This window comes from Pseudomonas sp. ABFPK (genome assembly GCF_001586765.1).
In the GTDB taxonomy this organism is placed as follows: Bacteria; Pseudomonadota; Gammaproteobacteria; order Pseudomonadales; family Pseudomonadaceae; genus Aquipseudomonas; species Aquipseudomonas asiatica.
Window position 1 is genome coordinate 1 of the sequence record NZ_LQXW01000078.1, and the last position, 15,744, is coordinate 15,744.

A 15,744-nucleotide genomic window follows, 5' to 3' on the forward strand; every position below is an offset into this window, starting at 1 on the left:
GCATGGTTTCCAGAGGATAGGGTTTTCTACCGCCGCCGGCCTTGGGGTAGAACGGTTCGATCAGCTCCAGCAGGCCTGCCCAGGGCACCACCTGATCCATTTCGGCGAGGAAGCGCTCTCGGCGGGTTTGCTTGCGCTTGCCGGCGTACTCAAAGTCGGAAAAGCTCATCTGGCTCATGGGCGGCTCGGATCAGGTGTTGCGGGGATTCTCGCATAACTGAAGGCTTGTTCGGAGATTCCCTAGCACGGGAAATGCCCAGATTGGTAACTGGCAAGCAACTTTTCACACCATGTCGTCAGGTGACCTTTTGCCAGCGCCTCAGCAAGCAAGCCGATATCGTCAGAGATGTAACCTGCAATTTCGGCGTCCGCAGTGAGACGAAACATCTCCTTAAACGCAAATTCTCTCAGCCCGATTATATCAGCGTCGTTATTCGATTCCTGATAGCTAATCCCTTGCAGCGTTTTAAAATTGCTTATCCAAGCATTGTCAAAAGATGGTTGTTCTCGGCTATCGAGCAGCTCCTCCCAATTTTCGACGCTCGCAGCAAGGGCTTCAAAAAAACCCTTGCCATAAATCAGATGTGAGAATGTTATCAGGTCCTTCAATCAATCCCCCCTCATCCTGGCAACCGCGCAGCCGGCATATGAAATCTAACCCACCTAAGGCGCACACATTTCAATCATAAGAACCATTTTCTTGGACTTTTCCGAGAAACATATCCTGCAAATCGCCCTGAATTTCCTTACCATCCATGCTGACGACAAAGTCAGCTTCTAGATCGCCAGGAAAATGGACGCCATCTAATGTCCCCAGTACCACAGAGGCACTATCTGCAATAACCACCTTAAGAAAGCTTACAACGTCAAGCTTTTGTTCATCGGCCAAGAGCGCAAGAGCATTGCGCGCGCTAGCATATGAATCGTTATCGCCATTGACTTGCTTAGTGAGCGCCACCCTGTATTGGGAGAAATTTTTTTCGAACAACTCAGAAACAATCGCGTCAACAAATAGTTCATCATGCATAATCCACTGCTCTCCATGCTTGCCAGTTAAATCTCAACACCAAGAAGCCATCCAAGACTATGAATTCTTACAAACATTCTGATAAGATCTGGAAGCCACACACCCATAAATATGGAATTTTATTTTACACATAAGTCTTCTGCCACTTTTCCCCGCCCTGCAGATCTCGACCAGCGACCTTATAAACGCCATCATTTACAGTAAAAGTCAGCCTAAACACAGACGCAAGCCCCCTTGTCTTCCTTATTAAAACTACTATCTCTTTTTCGCCAACATCGATCACATCAACCTGATCACTTTCCTCGTCGTACTCAGGATGCCTACCACAAACTAAACTTTCCACTCGATCATAATTCCTGCCCCGCGCACCACATATTTATGAAAAACCATCAAAAGGTCGTTGCGCATTTCCTCGTCAAGATCCGACTCAGGCGAACCACTCTCAAAGGCATTGATACCTTTATGATAATATTTAACCTCCCACCCATACATCTCCCTCATAAAGCCTGACAGGGCTCCTCTAAAGCCGTCACTTAGGTCGGCCACTGAATATTTCACCATCGACAAGCTCCTATCTCTGAACACGCCATAAATCGTAGTTGATCTTGCGCCACCTGCACCATACTTAAATACAGAATGTATATCAACAAGCCCATTATCGAAGACATTTTCCAGCAACTGATTCAGCGCAACTACGAGCAGACCAATTACATCAATCAATCCCCCTCAATAGATCCTTTACATCTTTATCCCCCATAGGCGAGTATGAGGGGTATGCACCTTCTCCTCCAGTGAAAGCAGTCTCATTATCAAAAATATCAACAAGCTTCACATTATCTGCGACACCGTACACAAACCTTACACCTTTTTCAGTTGAAGGCTGATAATTTTCTTGGTATGCCACAACCCGCCAATCACCTTCAGTCTTGCGATCAAATAGCGAATAAGAGTCCAAAATTACAGGATCGCCCAACCGACTAAAGAATACCGAATCCACTACAGGCGAGATAAGAATCTGATCAAATATTTCTGCAACGTGACCAAGGCTATTTGGTGCCATAATACGCCCAACACCATATCCTTTACCTTCTATTGCAAAACAGAAAATATCGCCAACTTTTATTTTTTTCAGGCTTGTTCTGACCTTTTCATCCCAATTAAAAACTTTAAACACACTCACCAATACCCCCTTTTTAAGCAGCAATCCTTAAGGATTCCAGATGTTGACAACACTCGATCAATCCTGGCACCATAGAATTCACTATTTTCAAAAAAATCTGTCTATAGCACTCAGCTTCAACCGGGTCTTCATATGTATCAAGCCCGCCAAAACCCATGAGATAATCCAGCCTAGTTACGACACCCTCAGATCAAGCTGAAAAATCATTTTCACTGCCCTCCAATACCTCCGACACGCAATGTTCATTACGCGACTTCCGACTCATCTTTGAGCCCAGATACAAAATCATCAAATGATTCAGCCAACCAGCGATACGCATTAAAATGATTTTCGGCAGTTGTCAAATCAGCATCATAAGAATCGGTCGTAAAATAACACACCCCACCTTCCACCAGGTCAAAACAGAAAAAATTTCCACCGTCATCAGTGGCGAATGGAAGAATTGTCAAAGGAACAACCTGTCGCGCCGTCATGGCTTGGTAACACGCCCAAATATACTTGGTATTTAGTGCATCTGTGGCGGTAGCCCTGGCTATAGACTTGAAACTTTTCACTCTAATAGGCTCATAACCATCTCCGCTGACCCACCAATCCTTGTCTGACACTCCACCATTATGTTTTAGGAAAAACCTCTTGAATGAATCAGGCAAGTTTGCGGACAACTGGGCCTCTAGAAGATCCATATCCCTTTGATCTATCTGAGGCCCAGACCTTGATAAGTTTATGTGCACGCCAGCAAACTCCTCAACTTAACATATTGCGAATAAAATTTTTGCGCCTGATATTTTCGCCAGCCTTTATCATCAAAAAGCTCAATTACCTTCGCTATTACTATAACTGCCCGAATGTAACCCAAAATGTATTTCAACTTGCAAAACAGACCTACCATGAGGAAGTCCCACCGGTAACGCTGATGCCCGGCCTTCGCTGTTCAGGATCTGGCCCAGCGCATCGATTTCGGCGAGCAGGTTGCCCTTGTCGTAGCGCGCTCGCCAGGTGCTGCCGTCCGGATAGCTGACCTGGGTCACCAGCGTGGTCAGGTGGTGATATTCGTAGGTGGTCTTGCGGCCCAGCGGGTCGGTTTCTTCCAGCAGGCGGGCGTATTCATCGTACTTGAAGGCGAGCCGGTTGCCGTCCGGCAAATCCAGGCCAACCATGTTGCCCTGCTCGTCCAACTCGATGGCGTAGCGTTCACCACCGTAGTCACGGCTGGCGACCACGCGGTGGTCGGCGTTGTACTGCACTTCCAGCTCGCGGCCGAGCACGTCGGTGGCCCAGCTGGTGCGGGCGTCTAGGTCGTAGCGGAAGTGGTAGTGCTCGCCATCGCTGGTCCAGTGCTCGACCACGCGCGGCTTGTCGCCGAGGGTTTCCCAACGGTAGTGGCAGCCCAGGCCCAGCGCGTTGCTGTGGGTCACCATCAGGCCTTCGGCGTAGCTGAAGCTGCGCACCGTGTCGCCGTTGCGGTTGATCACCGCGCTCAGTTGGCCGTGTTCGTCGTAGCGGTACTGGGTGAGCGTTTCCACCGCTTCGTTGTTCACCACGCGCTTGATGTCGGTCAGGCGACCCAGCGGGTTGTCGTAGTGCAGGTGCACGCGGGTGCCGCCGGTGGCGCTGATGTCGGTCAGCGTACCGTCGGGCGTGCGGGTGAAATGCAGGAAGTGGCCGAGGGCGTTTTCGATGCGTTGCAGCGGCACTTCGCTGTTGGTGTCTGGCACTTCGCCGAAATAGAAGAACAGGTTGTCGAGGGTTTGCAGGATGTAGTGGCCGCCCTCGGTGCATACAGGTACACCTGTTCGTGCGGGTTGTAGATGCGCCCGGCGGCACATGCAGTGAAAGAATATCGGCTCTACCTATACTTTGGCAGAGCCAAATAAACTATTAGTTATTAAAGATCGAATCCTTATTACCCTAGTACTCACAACAAAAAATTTAAATTAAAAACAACACATAACCGCACATCGAAAATCAGATCCAAACACTAAAAATGTTGACGCAGAGCGCCAATTCCAGGTTCTTCTGGACCTTCGTCGAGCTTATTCGCCCTCATATAACCCAACATACTTCAAACCATTATAATTCGACTTTAGCGGCTTGGAAATTTCCGTGCCACCATCAGAGTACCAGAAAATTGCATTAGCCTTAGTAATTCCAAGTCTCAAACACTCCGCCTTTAGATCCTCAATGCAACTGGAATCAACCGCAGATTCAAGCAAGATCTCCTCTAAATTCACCTCCTCCGCTTTTCTTGGTATAATCCCTATGAAATCCTCGTCATACCATCTCACACCAATATCTTTGCAAAACCCACAAACCTTATATGCTGGATCATCCAAATCCACAGAATAGTCCAATTCAAAATACTTTAGATATTCATCCTCCGAAGAGAAATTTGTACCTACCCAAACATGAACTTTTTCATACCGATCAATATCATAAGAATCCATTTAGCATGCTCCTAGCTTCATGTGTTTGCTGTGATGTGAATCGATCACGCTAAGCGCTTGAGCTTTGCTTTGCGCACCATTCAGGTCTTTAATTAAATTATTATGGAACAGCCTTCCAGCCCTACTACCATGGTGCGGACCGTCCGGCACAGGATTACCATGTTTGTCTGTCACACCCACAAAAGTAATATCTTTGGTTGACACTGTCATTTCTTTAAGCTCTTGAGCGGTAAAGCCAAGTTCTTTTGCCTTCGACGCTATAGAGACAGGGAACATCTCATGTTTACCTCCCGGATTTCTAAGGGCGGCTTCTACAGCTTTTTTATTATCAACAATATCTTGAACTGAGGCGCTATTAAACCAGCTATCAAACCCGTTTTTCTCCCAAGGCACCCAACCCAAAGGGTCAACCCAAGTAGTCGGCGCCGGCACATAAACATATAAATTAGCACCGCCTCTGACACCTATTGGATCCTGAGTGACAAATCGCCCAATTTCTGGATCGTAGAACCGAAAAGTATTGTAATTCAGGCTCGATTCGCAATCAAAATACTGACCTTGGAACCGTAGGTTTTGCTCGACATCCTTGACCGGCAGACTATCTATTGCACCCCAAGAACGATACGTCGCCTGCCAAACGATCTTGCCATCACTGTCCGTCAGCTCCAGCGGCGTGCCAATCTGGTCAGTATGGAAGTAATAAACCTGCTGCTCCTCTCCTTCCGCCTGATCGACCCGCGCCAACGGCGCATAGCTACCCGGCTCATACAGGTACAGGATGCTCTGCCCGGGCGTCTCCTCCCGCAGCATTCTCAGCCCTTGCCAGAGGAAGCGCTTCTGTTCGACTTCGCCGTTGATTTCCGCTTGCTTGGCAACCCGCCGCCCCAGGCTGTCGTAACGGTAGTGCCCGGTACTCTCCAGCTTGCCATTGACCAACGTTTCCGCCCGCACCAGCCGGTTCTCGCAGTCATAGCTAAAGCTCTGCAGCTTGCTGTGCCCCGAGCGCTTCTCGATCAGGTTACCCCACGGGTCGTAACGGTACTCCTGCCCAATTCATATACGAATTCAGGAGTGATCTTTTCGATGCCGTAAATTGCCATCGCATTGGCCGCACACATATCATCGCACCTATATACTATCAATTAAGTTGTCTAGAACACTTTTTATCTTTGAAATATTATAAGGATGATTCAACACAATAATGTTTCCTTGGCCGGAACTCGGCAGACTACCCATCGCAGTCTGATTCCGCACCGTCAATGAAGGTAACTTTTCCCCATGTCAGTCTTAGAGGCCAGTTCGATTGCATGAACTTTTCCAGACTTATCAATAGCCATAATATCTGGGCGCCGCCCTGTTACCCCTTTTACCATTAGCGAAACTGTACGACCTATTCAAATATATCTCTTTGAACTTACCGCTCATTGCCAGCTTATTAGCAATGGCCTCGGAGAACTGATCATGCCCCCGAGTCCCATCTTTTTGACCTTTGCCGAATATTTTTGCTCCATTAACCTCTCGCATAGGGCATGCAGCGAGTCCAAGGGGGTGAACCCATGTGATCGGGCTGGCGAGCACGCGGTGGTCGGCGTTGTACTGCACTTCCAGCTCGCGACCGAGCACGTCGGTGGCCTAGCTGCTGCGGGCGTCGAAGTTGTAACGGAGATGGTAGTGTAGGAAGTGGCTGACGGTGTTCTGGAAGCGCTGTAGCTGAACCTCAGGATTAATGTGCGGGACTTAGCGCCCATGATTAGATGTCGTAACCTACTGTGCTGCCGATCACAATTATAGCTACAAAGATCAAAGACATCACAGTGAAGCTTAAGCATACCTTATGACTGATCGAACCTGGAGAAAACACTGAAAGCGAAGTGACCGAAACAAAGTTGGCAGCCACTTCGAAAGTGTGTATTGTTAAAGAACCTAAGTAAACCTCACCCCGCCCCAATCTCGCCGACCTCAGAACAACTCTTTTACATCTTCATCCCCCATCTGCTCGTAAGGGAACAACCCCATTGCCTCTTGCTCCGAGATCTTTTTCTCATTCTCATTAACATCAATGCTTTTCAAATCATAAGGAGGTGTACCAAACACAAACCTCAACCCTTCAACCCTGTCATCTTCACCCAATTCCAGATGTCCAACCACTTCCCACTCACCCTCGCCCATCTCCAGCAAGGAAAATGTATCGAGAATGACCGGAAACTGCTTAATGGTTTGTAACTTACCCAACTCTTCTCTCGGCGAGGAAGATGTTTCGGCAAAAATTTCAGAAACATAGCCCAGCTCTATTTGCTTAATTAGCCTTGCAAAGCCGTATAAGCCGTCAGCGATTTTAAACGAAAGAACATCGCCAGCCGTATATTTTTTAGTTTTGCCTTTGCCCATTCCAACATCCTCCGAATGACTTTTCAAATCCTCCCCACAAAACAAGCTGGGGCCATTTACCTTAATTGACAACTCAATCAAATACCTTATTTCTTCGAGCTTAGGCCTTCTGCCCAGAGACTCAATATAGAGCACCTGCAGTTCCTCTAGAAGTTTGCCAACTAGGTCTAGAGGTATATCTCCGACAACGATCTCATCATGTCCCGGCGCGCTCCACCACCCCATAACTAAACTCCTCAACAGGCCGTTGCATTAGGTGTTGATTTCCGCCCGTTAAGACTAGCAGATTTTTCATTAAAACTATTTTCAAAGTACTGCTGTCGCCCTGCAGCTCTCGTCTTGCTTTGATGGTCATAGGAATTGATTTTATTACCCCTGTTTGTATCCGAAATCTGCTCCCCTACGATGCCGGTTTTAGTTCCGTGGTGCTCAATATAAGCTTGCTCATAGCCTCGGGCCTGACCGTAAGTAACATTACGATCGAGTACTTTCATTTTTCCTCCATTGAGTCGCCCGCTCGCCACATGCTCACCACGGCGCCTAGTAACATTATCCGTTATGCCAATATAATATGGATCTTTTACACCCTTGTCATACAGTGCATAAACAAAATAACCAGGAGCAGTCTCAGCCACCCACCCCAACGGATCAACCCATGAGACAGGATTATCGGCATAAAAATAAAGATTAAAACCGCCATCAACCCCAATTGGATCCTGACTGATATACCTTCCCGCCTCAGAATCGTAATACCGGAAGGTATTGTAGTGAAGTCCAACTTCACTATCGAAGTACTGCCCCTGAAACCTCAGATTCTGTTCAATCTCATTGACACTTAAAGTTTCTATTTCGCCCCATGAACGATAAGTCGCCTGCCAAACAATCTGCCCGTCGCTATCCGTCAGTTCCAGCGGCGTACCAATCTGGTCAGTATGGAAGTAGTAAACCTGCAGCTCTTCCCCTTCTGCCTGATCAACCCGCGCCAACGGCGCATAGCTACCCGGCTCATACAGGTACAGAATGCTCTGCCCCGGCGTCTCCTCCCGCAGCATTCTCAGCCCTTGCCAGAGGAAGCGCTTCTGTTCGACTTCGCCGTTGATTTCCGCTTGCTTGGCAACCCGCCGCCCCAGGCTGTCGTAACGGTAGTGCCCGGTACTCTCCAGCTTGCCATTGACCAACGTTTCCGCCCGCACCAGCCGGTTCTCGCAGTCATAGCTAAAGCTCTGCAGCTTGCTGTGCCCCGAGCGCTTCTCGATCAGGTTACCCCACGGGTCGTAACGGTACTCCTGATCCCGCCACTGTTTGATCCGGTTGTCCTTGACCTTGTCGAACTGCCGCGCATTGAAGTCCAGGCGGTTGGCTGCCGGGTCGTAACGGAATTCCTCGCTGCCCACCAGCGAGCCGGTATCGCGGCTGCGCAACTGGCCGTTAGCTTCGTACTCGTACTTGATCTCGCCACGCAGCTTGTCCAGCGTGCGCACCAGTTCACCCGCCGGGTCGTACTGATAGCGACGGTGGATCGGGTTGTAGGCATGCTCCACCAGCAACGAGGTATTGATACCGGTGTTGTGCACCTGCGAGAGCTTGTCGGCCGGCAAGCTCGAGGCAAACTGCCAGGCCTTGCGCCCCATCGCGTCATAACCGAAGCAGCTGGTGAGCTTGCCCTGGGTCCGGTACACCTCGCGGTGCAGGTCGTCGCGCTCCATATCGCTGATCACCTGACCGTCCAGGTTCAGCTGGTGCAGGTGCCCACTGCCGTAGTACAGGTGGTTGACCTTGCGGCCATCCGGCAGGGTCAATGTGGTCAGGTTGCTGAGTGGATCGTACTCGTAGCCGAGCGTGCCGTCGGGGGTAATTTCTTTGGTCAACCGCCCCAGCAGATCGTAGGCGTACTCCAGCTTCTCTTCCGTGATCCCAAGCTGCTTGCCGATCCCGGTCGGTTGCCGCTCGATGCTCAGCAACCGGTCGCCGTCGTCGTACGCGAAGTTCTGGCTCGCATCGCGATTGATCTTGGCGACCAGACGGCCAATGGTGTCACGCTCGAACAGCGTATGCCGCTCCGGCCGCTCGGCATTTTCGCCATAGCCAATCTCATCCAGTCGCGTGAGATGGCCTCCGACGTTGTAGCTGAAACGCCGGGTCAGGTTATCTACCCGCACTTCTTCGCTCAGCCGGTCCGAAGCGTCATAGGCAAAGCTGTACGTGGCGTTGTTCTCATTGACCAGCGCGATCAGGCGCACGGCCTTGTCGTACTCGTAGCGTACCCGCTGGCCCTTGGCATCCTGGCGGCTGCTCGGCAGGCCACGCGCCGTACGCATCAGGCGTGTGGTCTGGCCCTTGCCGTCGGTGTGGCTGATTACCTGGCCGTAGACGTTGTAGGTGAAGGTTTCCGCGGTACCGTCCGGGTGACTGATGCGCAGCACTTCGCCGTCGGGCTTGCGCTCCAGGGTGGTGGTCTGGTTCAGCGCATCGGTCACCGCGACGAGGTGCTGGCGTTCGTCGTAGCGGTACCAGGTGCTCTTGCCCGAGCAGTCCTGATAACGCTCGACCTGGGCCAGGGTGTTCCACCACAGGTACTTGGACTTGTAAGTCGCATCGATGATGGTATGCGGCAGGCCGTCATCGCTGTTCAGGTACTCGGTCATCTGGCCGAGGGCATCGAATTCGGCGAGCAGGTTGCCCTTGTCATCGTAGCGCGCTCGCCAGGTGCTGCCGTCCGGATAGCTGACCTGGGTCACCAGCGTGGTCAGGTGGTGATATTCGTAGGTGGTCTTGCGGCCCAGCGGGTCGGTTTCTTCCAACAGGCGGGCGTATTCATCGTACTTGAAGGCGAGCCGGTTGCCGTCCGGCAAATCCAGGCCAACCATGTTGCCCTGCTCGTCCAGCTCGATGGCGTAGCGTTCGCCACCGTAGTCACGGCTGGCGAGCACGCGATGATCGGCGTTGTACTGCACTTCCAGCTCGCGGCCGAGCACGTCGGTGGCCCAGCTGGTGCGGGCGTCGAGGTCGTAGCGGAAATGGTAGTGCTCGCCATCGCTGGTCCAGTGCTCGACCACCCGTGGTTTGCCACCCTGGGTTTCCCAACGGTAGTGGCAGCCCAGGCCCAGCGCGTTGCTGTGGGTCACCATCAGGCCTTCGGCGTAGCTGAAGCTGCGCACCGTGTCGCCGTTGCGGTTGATCACCGCGCTCAGCTGGCCGTGTTCGTCATAGCGGTACTGGGTGAGCGTTTCCACCGCTTCGTTGTTCACCACGCGCTTGATGTCGGTCAGGCGACCCAGCGGGTTGTCGTAGTGCAGGTGCACGCGGGTACCGCCGGTGGCGCTGATGTCGGTCAGCGTACCATCGGGCGTGCGGGTGAAATGCAGGAAGTGGCCGAGGGCGTTTTCGATGCGTTGCAGCGGCACTTCGCTGTTGGTGTCTGGCACTTCGTCGAAATAGAAGAACAGGTTGTCGAGGGTTTGCAGGATGTAGTGGCCGCCCTCGGTGCATACCAGGTACACCTGTTCGTGCGGGTTGTAGATGCGCTGGCCCGGTTGCAAGGTCACGAACGGGATTTCGCGGCCCTGGTTGTCGGTGAGGTAGATGAACGAGCCCTGGCGGCGCAGGCTCTGCTCCCAAGGCAGCACCCAGCCGCGACCGAGCACGCTATCGACAGTCAGGTCGCTGGCGTAGAAGCGTGACCACTCGATCGGCATCAGGCCAGGCAGGCTGAAGTCGATTTCGTCGGGGATCAGTTTGCGGCCGGTGGTGAGGTCGACCGGGTTGCCGACCAGGCCGCCGATGGCCCTGCGGGCGACGGGTTCGACCACGTAGCGGCTGGCTACCTCGCCAGCGACGAAGCCGGCGGTGAACTTCAGGGCGCAAGGCATTATGGCTTTCATGCCGGCCTGGGTACCCGCCTTGATCAGCTGCGCAATACCGCCAGCGGCACCGGCAATGGCCATCAGCACATCCACGGTGGTGCGCAGCCACTCCGGGATCTCGTCATCCACTGGCAGATAGCGGTAGGTGCCACCGCCGATGATGACGTTGTCCGACCCACCGGAAATGGTCGCGCCGCAGGTCAGCTTGTCGCCCTTGCGTGCAGCCGCGACGCTGTTGATGAAGACGTTGGTCGAGCCTTCGGCAATCTGCACCGGCCCTGGGTGCTTGTCGCAGGCACCGATGCTTTTTTCGACGCGGGCGGCCTTGCGGCTGTTGATGAAAACGTTGGGTGAGGCAGTGGTTATCGTCCCTGAGGGGGACGAGAACATACTGCCTATCGCCTCTCCGGCGGCGGTCAGCAAGCTGCCCCCGATGCCGGCTGCGAGGCCGGCCAGCAAGGCCACGCCGAACCCGCAGGTGAAGGTGGCGATGGCCACCGTCGCCACCAGTGCGATGCCCAGGGCGGCCCCGATCAGGAAGCCCCCCAGCGCGCTGGTGTGCGATATCTCGTCGCCGAACCTGGCCGCTTCGAACATGAGGGATTACTCCTGTTCGCCGGACTCGGCGCTGGTTACGGACGGGGCTCGCGGCGTGAAGCTGGCCAGCAAGTTGTCCCAGTCCTGGTTCTGCTGGGCACTGAAGTCGGCCTGTGCGGTGGTGGAAAAGATCAGGGCACGCCCGGGGCTGATGATGAAAGCGGCCTGGCGCTGATACAGCGGGCGGCCCTGGTTCATGTAGTAGGCGTCGATCTGGATGCCGGCAATGGGTGCGGTAGCCGAGAGCGAGACGGCCTTGTTGCCCATGCGGGTGTAACCACGCAGCTTGGAGGTGAGCATCTTCACCTGGCGATCGACATAGGCCTGCAGCGCTTCGTCCGGCAGCAAGGTGTCACGCGAGATGGTGATGCTCAACGGTGCTGGAACACTGGCACCCAAGACGAACATGTTGACCGTGCGGTCCTCGAAACCTGCCGGCAGCGCGATGCCGCCTTCCTGCAACTCGTAATCCATGCGATGAAAATTCCTGATAGCGAAAAAATCGGGGTTCAGCCCTGCGCGAAGCCATCGAGCATGCGGTCGAACTCGGCCAGCCACTGGCTCAGGCCCGGCTTGCTTGGGTCGATCACGCTGGAAATATCCAGCCATTGCACCGACTGGCTGCCGGCGATGGGCACCAGCGCGCCGACCAGGCGACCGTGCCGGGGCTCGTGGCCAGCATTGAAGTGGAAATCCAGGACCTTGGCCGGGTTGCCAGCCAGGAGGCAATCACGTTGACGAATCACGCGCAGTTGCGGGTTCAATTCGCGCAAAGCCTGGATCGCGCCGTCGAACAATTGCTCCAGCGGCTGCCTGGCGCGTACATCACGGCGGCGGATGCTGAGGCTGATCGGCTCGCCTTCATGCTCGATGGTGGTCTGGATGTCGCGAAAGCGAAAGCCGATCGGAAACTGCAGAGTGAAACCTGCGAAGGTGAAACCGCTGCCCACATCCTGCAACGCGGCTGGCACCGGTTCCGGCTCGGGCACAGGCTCAGGCACATGAGCGGCTTCCGCCAACCTGGCCAGCCGCGCAGCCTCCTCTTGCGCTTCGCGCCTGGCAGAGATGCGGTCGTAGATCGAGGGCTTGTACATGAACCTTGCCTCAGTCGTTGATCCGCACTGCAGCGCCAGTGATCTGGGTGGTGTCGGTGCTGGTGGTCACGATGACCTTGCCTTTGATCTCGATGCCTTCCGGGGTCAGCGTGATGCTGCTGTCGCCCACCTGCAGGATGATGTGCTGCTTGGCAGCCACCTGTATGAACTGGTTGTCGACCTGCAGGGTGTAGGAACCTTCGGTCACTTGCACCATGGTGTCTTTCTTGACCGTTTCGGTGTGCGTGCCGCCCACCGTAATCGTGCGGTTGTTCCCCACATCATGGGTCTCATCCAACTCGATCTCGGTATCCATGTTGCGCTCGGCATGCATGATGATCTGCTCGGCGCCAGCCTTGTCCTCGAAGCGGAAGAAGTTGGCGGTACCGCCGTCGCCCTTCATCGACCGGGTCAGGAAACCACTCTGGGTCTTGTTCGCCGGCAGCGACCATGGCGGGGTGTTGGTGCTGTTGTACAGGCTGCCCATGATCAGCGGGCGGTCGGGGTTGCCATCGAGGAACACCACCACCACTTCGTCGCCCACGCGTGGGATCTGGATGCTGCCGAAGCCACCGCTGGCACCAGCTTGGGCGACGCGTACCCAGCAGGAGCTCTGGTCGTTGAACTCGCCGTTGCGGTCCCAGTGGAACTGTAACTTCACCCGGCCCAGTTCATCGGTGTAGATCTCTTCGCCGGGGGGGCCGACGATGATGGCAGTCTGCGGCCCGCTGATGCCCGCCCTAGGCGTGTTCAATGCAGGGCGGAACGGAATTTTCCGGCGAATGCAGCTGAAGCTGTTGCGGTAGCCCGCCTCACCGTCGTTGGTGTAATTGTTCTGCCCCCAGTGGGTAACCGAAAGCAGCAGAAACTGTCGGTCATCCGGGGCGTCATTGTCGTGATCGTAATGCTGACTCAATTCAAAGTAGTAGCCAGGCTCCATGACGCGACAGTTGCTCTCGCCATGGAAGGTCTTGCCGTCCACTTCCATCGCCTCCAGCCGACGCCGCGCCTTGCGCACGCCTTCATCGGCATCGGCGTAGCCGTAGAGACCTTCGTATTCGAAGACTTCATACTGGCCGACCTCACCCTGCTGGTTGACGGAATTCAACTGCACCAGGTGTGGGTTGCCCGGTTGCTTGTAGTCGAAGGATTTCAAGGCCAGGCGCGTTGGTTGCATCCGCCGCGCCGAAGACCATTTGGTGATCGAGTCTGCGGTTTCGGTGACTGAAGCACTGTGGTAACGAATCAGCGGTTGGCGCTCCAGCTGCGGAAGCATGCTGCTGTCATCGCTGATGATCATGCGATGGCCTTCCTGGGAGTGCTCGAAGGTGAAAAACAGCCCTTCTTGCTCGAGCAGGCGCAACACGAAGTTCAGGTCCGACTCCTGGTACTGGGTGCAGTAGCTGATCGGTTTGAGCGGTTGGCTCAGACGAAACTCGTAATCGGCCAGGGTCAGGTAGTACGCAAAGACGTCCTTGACGATCTGCTCGGTGGTCTTGTCCTGGAATATCCGCGAATCGCGGCGACGGCTGAGGATCCATATCCACGGCACGAGTTCGGCAGTGTAATTGGCAATGCCGCCGTCGGCACCAGCATGGACGAAGTCCGACACGTGCGCGCTGATGTAGCGTGTGCTGCCATCAGCCAGGGCGATCCCTACCGTCACTTTCTTGCCGATGAGCTTCTTGAGCTCGATGCGCGCATCCTGGGAGATAAGCTGCACCTGGAAACTGAACAGCTCCGAAATCCCCTCGCGGCCGCTGAAGCTCAGCAGTTGCAGTTCTTGTTCGGGCGGCAGCGGCGAGTCGAAGGTAAACAGACGTTGATGCTGCGTGAGGATCGATTCGAGGGCGTCCGTAATCATGTCAATGCATCCTGCATCAAGCTGGAAATCTTGCAATGAAAACGCGCTTAAAAGAGGCTGTCAAATGATGGCGATACGCCAGATTCCATCAAGCTGACGTCAAAATGCTTCTACGGGAAGCAGTATCGCGGACTGTAGAGCAGCAGGCGGTTTTTTGGTTAATTGCATCGTATTGTGTCCATCGGTTTGATCAGTCGGTCATCGGGGGTGTACGCTCCTTGCGCTCAGCCGAGAGGCAATACACTGCGAATTTCAGGGAGAAGAATCGCCATGAGCGTGAGTGAAAACCAACTCAGCCAACTGGACCGGGAGATGGACCAGAATCACCGGGAGATGGTGATCATGTCGATCGAGGACTTTCAGGCACAAGCCCAGTTCGCCCAGAGAACTCACGGTGCAACGCAGGCTCCACAAGTGTGCACACGCACCCAGGGCGACATGCTGACCGGCACCTGGCAGAGCGTGAAATCCACCTACAACGGCCTGCCCCACACCTTCGTCAATACGACCTGGGGCGTGCCCACGGCCATGGCCGCATGGGACATGAAAAATACTGCCGGTTTCATTCGCGACATGAACGGGCTGGGCACAAAGGTGCGCTACACCATACGCAACGGCAAGCAGTACGTGATCCTCACCGGCTACCCAGGCCTGCGCAAGACGCTAAATGCTCCCCGTTATGGCATCCAGAACGCCAAGCTGGTCAGCATGGGCATCGGCAAATACGGTGTGCGCGGTTCGTCGATCAAAGGCTTCAAGCTTTCGTGTTATGTGGCGGTAGCCATCGAAGTCGCAGAATGGGTATTTGCCGACGAGCATGTGATGAGCGACCTGTTTGGCGGTATTGGCGTTGAGCTGATCAAAGCCGGTATAGCTTCGGCGATCGGGTATGCTTTCGGGCTGGCCATTGGCTCAATGGCCACTTTCGCCGCCGCACCCGTCATCCTGGGGGCTGCCGTTGTATTCGCAGTTGGCGTTGGGCTTAACGAGCTTGATGTCCGCTATGGAATAAAAAACTCGGTTAAAGCGGGCCTTCGGTATGCCGTGGACCAAATTGAATATTTGGGCCAGCAGGCCATGCAGATTAGTACCAAGGACTTGCAAAAATACGCAGAGAAACAAATCACCAATATTGCTAGCGAGGTGGCAGACACTCTCTATAATGAGGCCAAGCGCTGGGCACTGCAAAAACTTCGGCCAGGAGACCTCAATCTGCCTGGATGGCCTACTGTGCCTGAACTTCCCTCTATGCCCTCACTCCCGACGTTCAACTTTCCAAAGTTTTAA

At 54.1% G+C, this 15,744-nt stretch carries 13 protein-coding genes and 3 pseudogenes; 1 reads left to right on the top strand and 15 read right to left on the bottom strand.

Going from position 1 to position 15,744, the window contains the following annotated elements; genetic code table 11:
• The 15 genes and pseudogenes from WM94_RS29925 to tssI all read right to left on the bottom strand — a co-directional run.
• Positions 1 to 178 (bottom strand): annotated as a pseudogene (locus tag WM94_RS29925) (IS5/IS1182 family transposase); the annotation flags it as partial.
• 62 nt (positions 179 to 240) lie between these two features.
• On the bottom strand, positions 241 to 609 hold the full coding sequence (locus WM94_RS26740; RefSeq protein ID WP_061552511.1) for a hypothetical protein: 369 nt from the start codon (positions 607 to 609) through the stop codon (positions 241 to 243).
• A gap of 70 nt (positions 610 to 679) precedes the next feature.
• The gene (locus tag WM94_RS26745) at positions 680 to 1,027 is read right to left on the bottom strand and encodes a hypothetical protein (RefSeq protein ID WP_061552512.1); all 348 of its coding nucleotides are present in this window, start codon (positions 1,025 to 1,027) and stop codon (positions 680 to 682) included.
• 124 nt (positions 1,028 to 1,151) lie between these two features.
• Positions 1,152 to 1,370: a hypothetical protein gene (locus WM94_RS29930; RefSeq protein ID WP_177342436.1), complete on the bottom strand. Its 219-nt coding sequence runs from the start codon at positions 1,368 to 1,370 to the stop codon at positions 1,152 to 1,154.
• Positions 1,358 to 1,747, bottom strand: coding sequence for a hypothetical protein (locus WM94_RS30335; RefSeq protein ID WP_156486016.1), 390 nt, complete (start codon positions 1,745 to 1,747; stop codon positions 1,358 to 1,360). The genes WM94_RS29930 and WM94_RS30335 overlap by 13 nt, the downstream gene beginning before the upstream one ends.
• On the bottom strand, positions 1,740 to 2,207 hold the full coding sequence (locus tag WM94_RS29935) for a phosphotriesterase (protein WP_082810660.1): 468 nt from the start codon (positions 2,205 to 2,207) through the stop codon (positions 1,740 to 1,742). The genes WM94_RS30335 and WM94_RS29935 overlap by 8 nt, the downstream gene beginning before the upstream one ends.
• Before the next feature lie 245 nt (positions 2,208 to 2,452).
• Entirely contained in the window at positions 2,453 to 2,890 is a 438-nt protein-coding gene (locus WM94_RS29940) for an SMI1/KNR4 family protein (RefSeq protein WP_082810654.1), read from the bottom strand.
• A 204-nt stretch (positions 2,891 to 3,094) separates the two neighbouring features.
• Positions 3,095 to 4,020 (bottom strand): annotated as a pseudogene (locus tag WM94_RS26755) (type IV secretion protein Rhs); the annotation flags it as partial.
• A 220-nt stretch (positions 4,021 to 4,240) separates the two neighbouring features.
• Positions 4,241 to 4,651 (bottom strand): immunity 22 family protein, encoded by a 411-nt coding sequence (locus tag WM94_RS26760; protein WP_060480624.1) that lies wholly within the window; start codon positions 4,649 to 4,651, stop codon positions 4,241 to 4,243.
• A gap of 396 nt (positions 4,652 to 5,047) precedes the next feature.
• Positions 5,048 to 5,698: pseudogene (locus WM94_RS26765) on the bottom strand (RHS repeat domain-containing protein); the annotation flags it as partial.
• Positions 5,699 to 6,610: 912 nt separating this feature from the next.
• Positions 6,611 to 7,264 (bottom strand): Imm26 family immunity protein, encoded by a 654-nt coding sequence (locus WM94_RS26775; protein ID WP_061552516.1) that lies wholly within the window; start codon positions 7,262 to 7,264, stop codon positions 6,611 to 6,613.
• Between the two features lie 11 nt (positions 7,265 to 7,275).
• A complete protein-coding gene (locus WM94_RS26780; protein WP_256207064.1) occupies positions 7,276 to 11,499 on the bottom strand; it encodes an RHS repeat-associated core domain-containing protein in 4,224 nt (1,407 codons plus the stop codon).
• 6 nt (positions 11,500 to 11,505) lie between these two features.
• Positions 11,506 to 11,973: a DcrB-related protein gene (locus WM94_RS26785; protein WP_003260502.1), complete on the bottom strand. Its 468-nt coding sequence runs from the start codon at positions 11,971 to 11,973 to the stop codon at positions 11,506 to 11,508.
• 35 nt (positions 11,974 to 12,008) lie between these two features.
• A complete protein-coding gene (locus tag WM94_RS26790; RefSeq protein ID WP_061552517.1) occupies positions 12,009 to 12,593 on the bottom strand; it encodes a hypothetical protein in 585 nt (194 codons plus the stop codon).
• Between the two features lie 10 nt (positions 12,594 to 12,603).
• A complete protein-coding gene (gene tssI / locus WM94_RS26795; protein ID WP_061552518.1) occupies positions 12,604 to 14,457 on the bottom strand; it encodes a type VI secretion system tip protein TssI/VgrG in 1,854 nt (617 codons plus the stop codon).
• A gap of 270 nt (positions 14,458 to 14,727) precedes the next feature.
• On the opposite strand from tssI, the gene WM94_RS26800 reads away from it, so the two are divergent.
• Complete coding sequence (locus tag WM94_RS26800; protein WP_061552519.1) at positions 14,728 to 15,744, top strand: hypothetical protein; 1,017 nt, start codon at positions 14,728 to 14,730, stop codon at positions 15,742 to 15,744.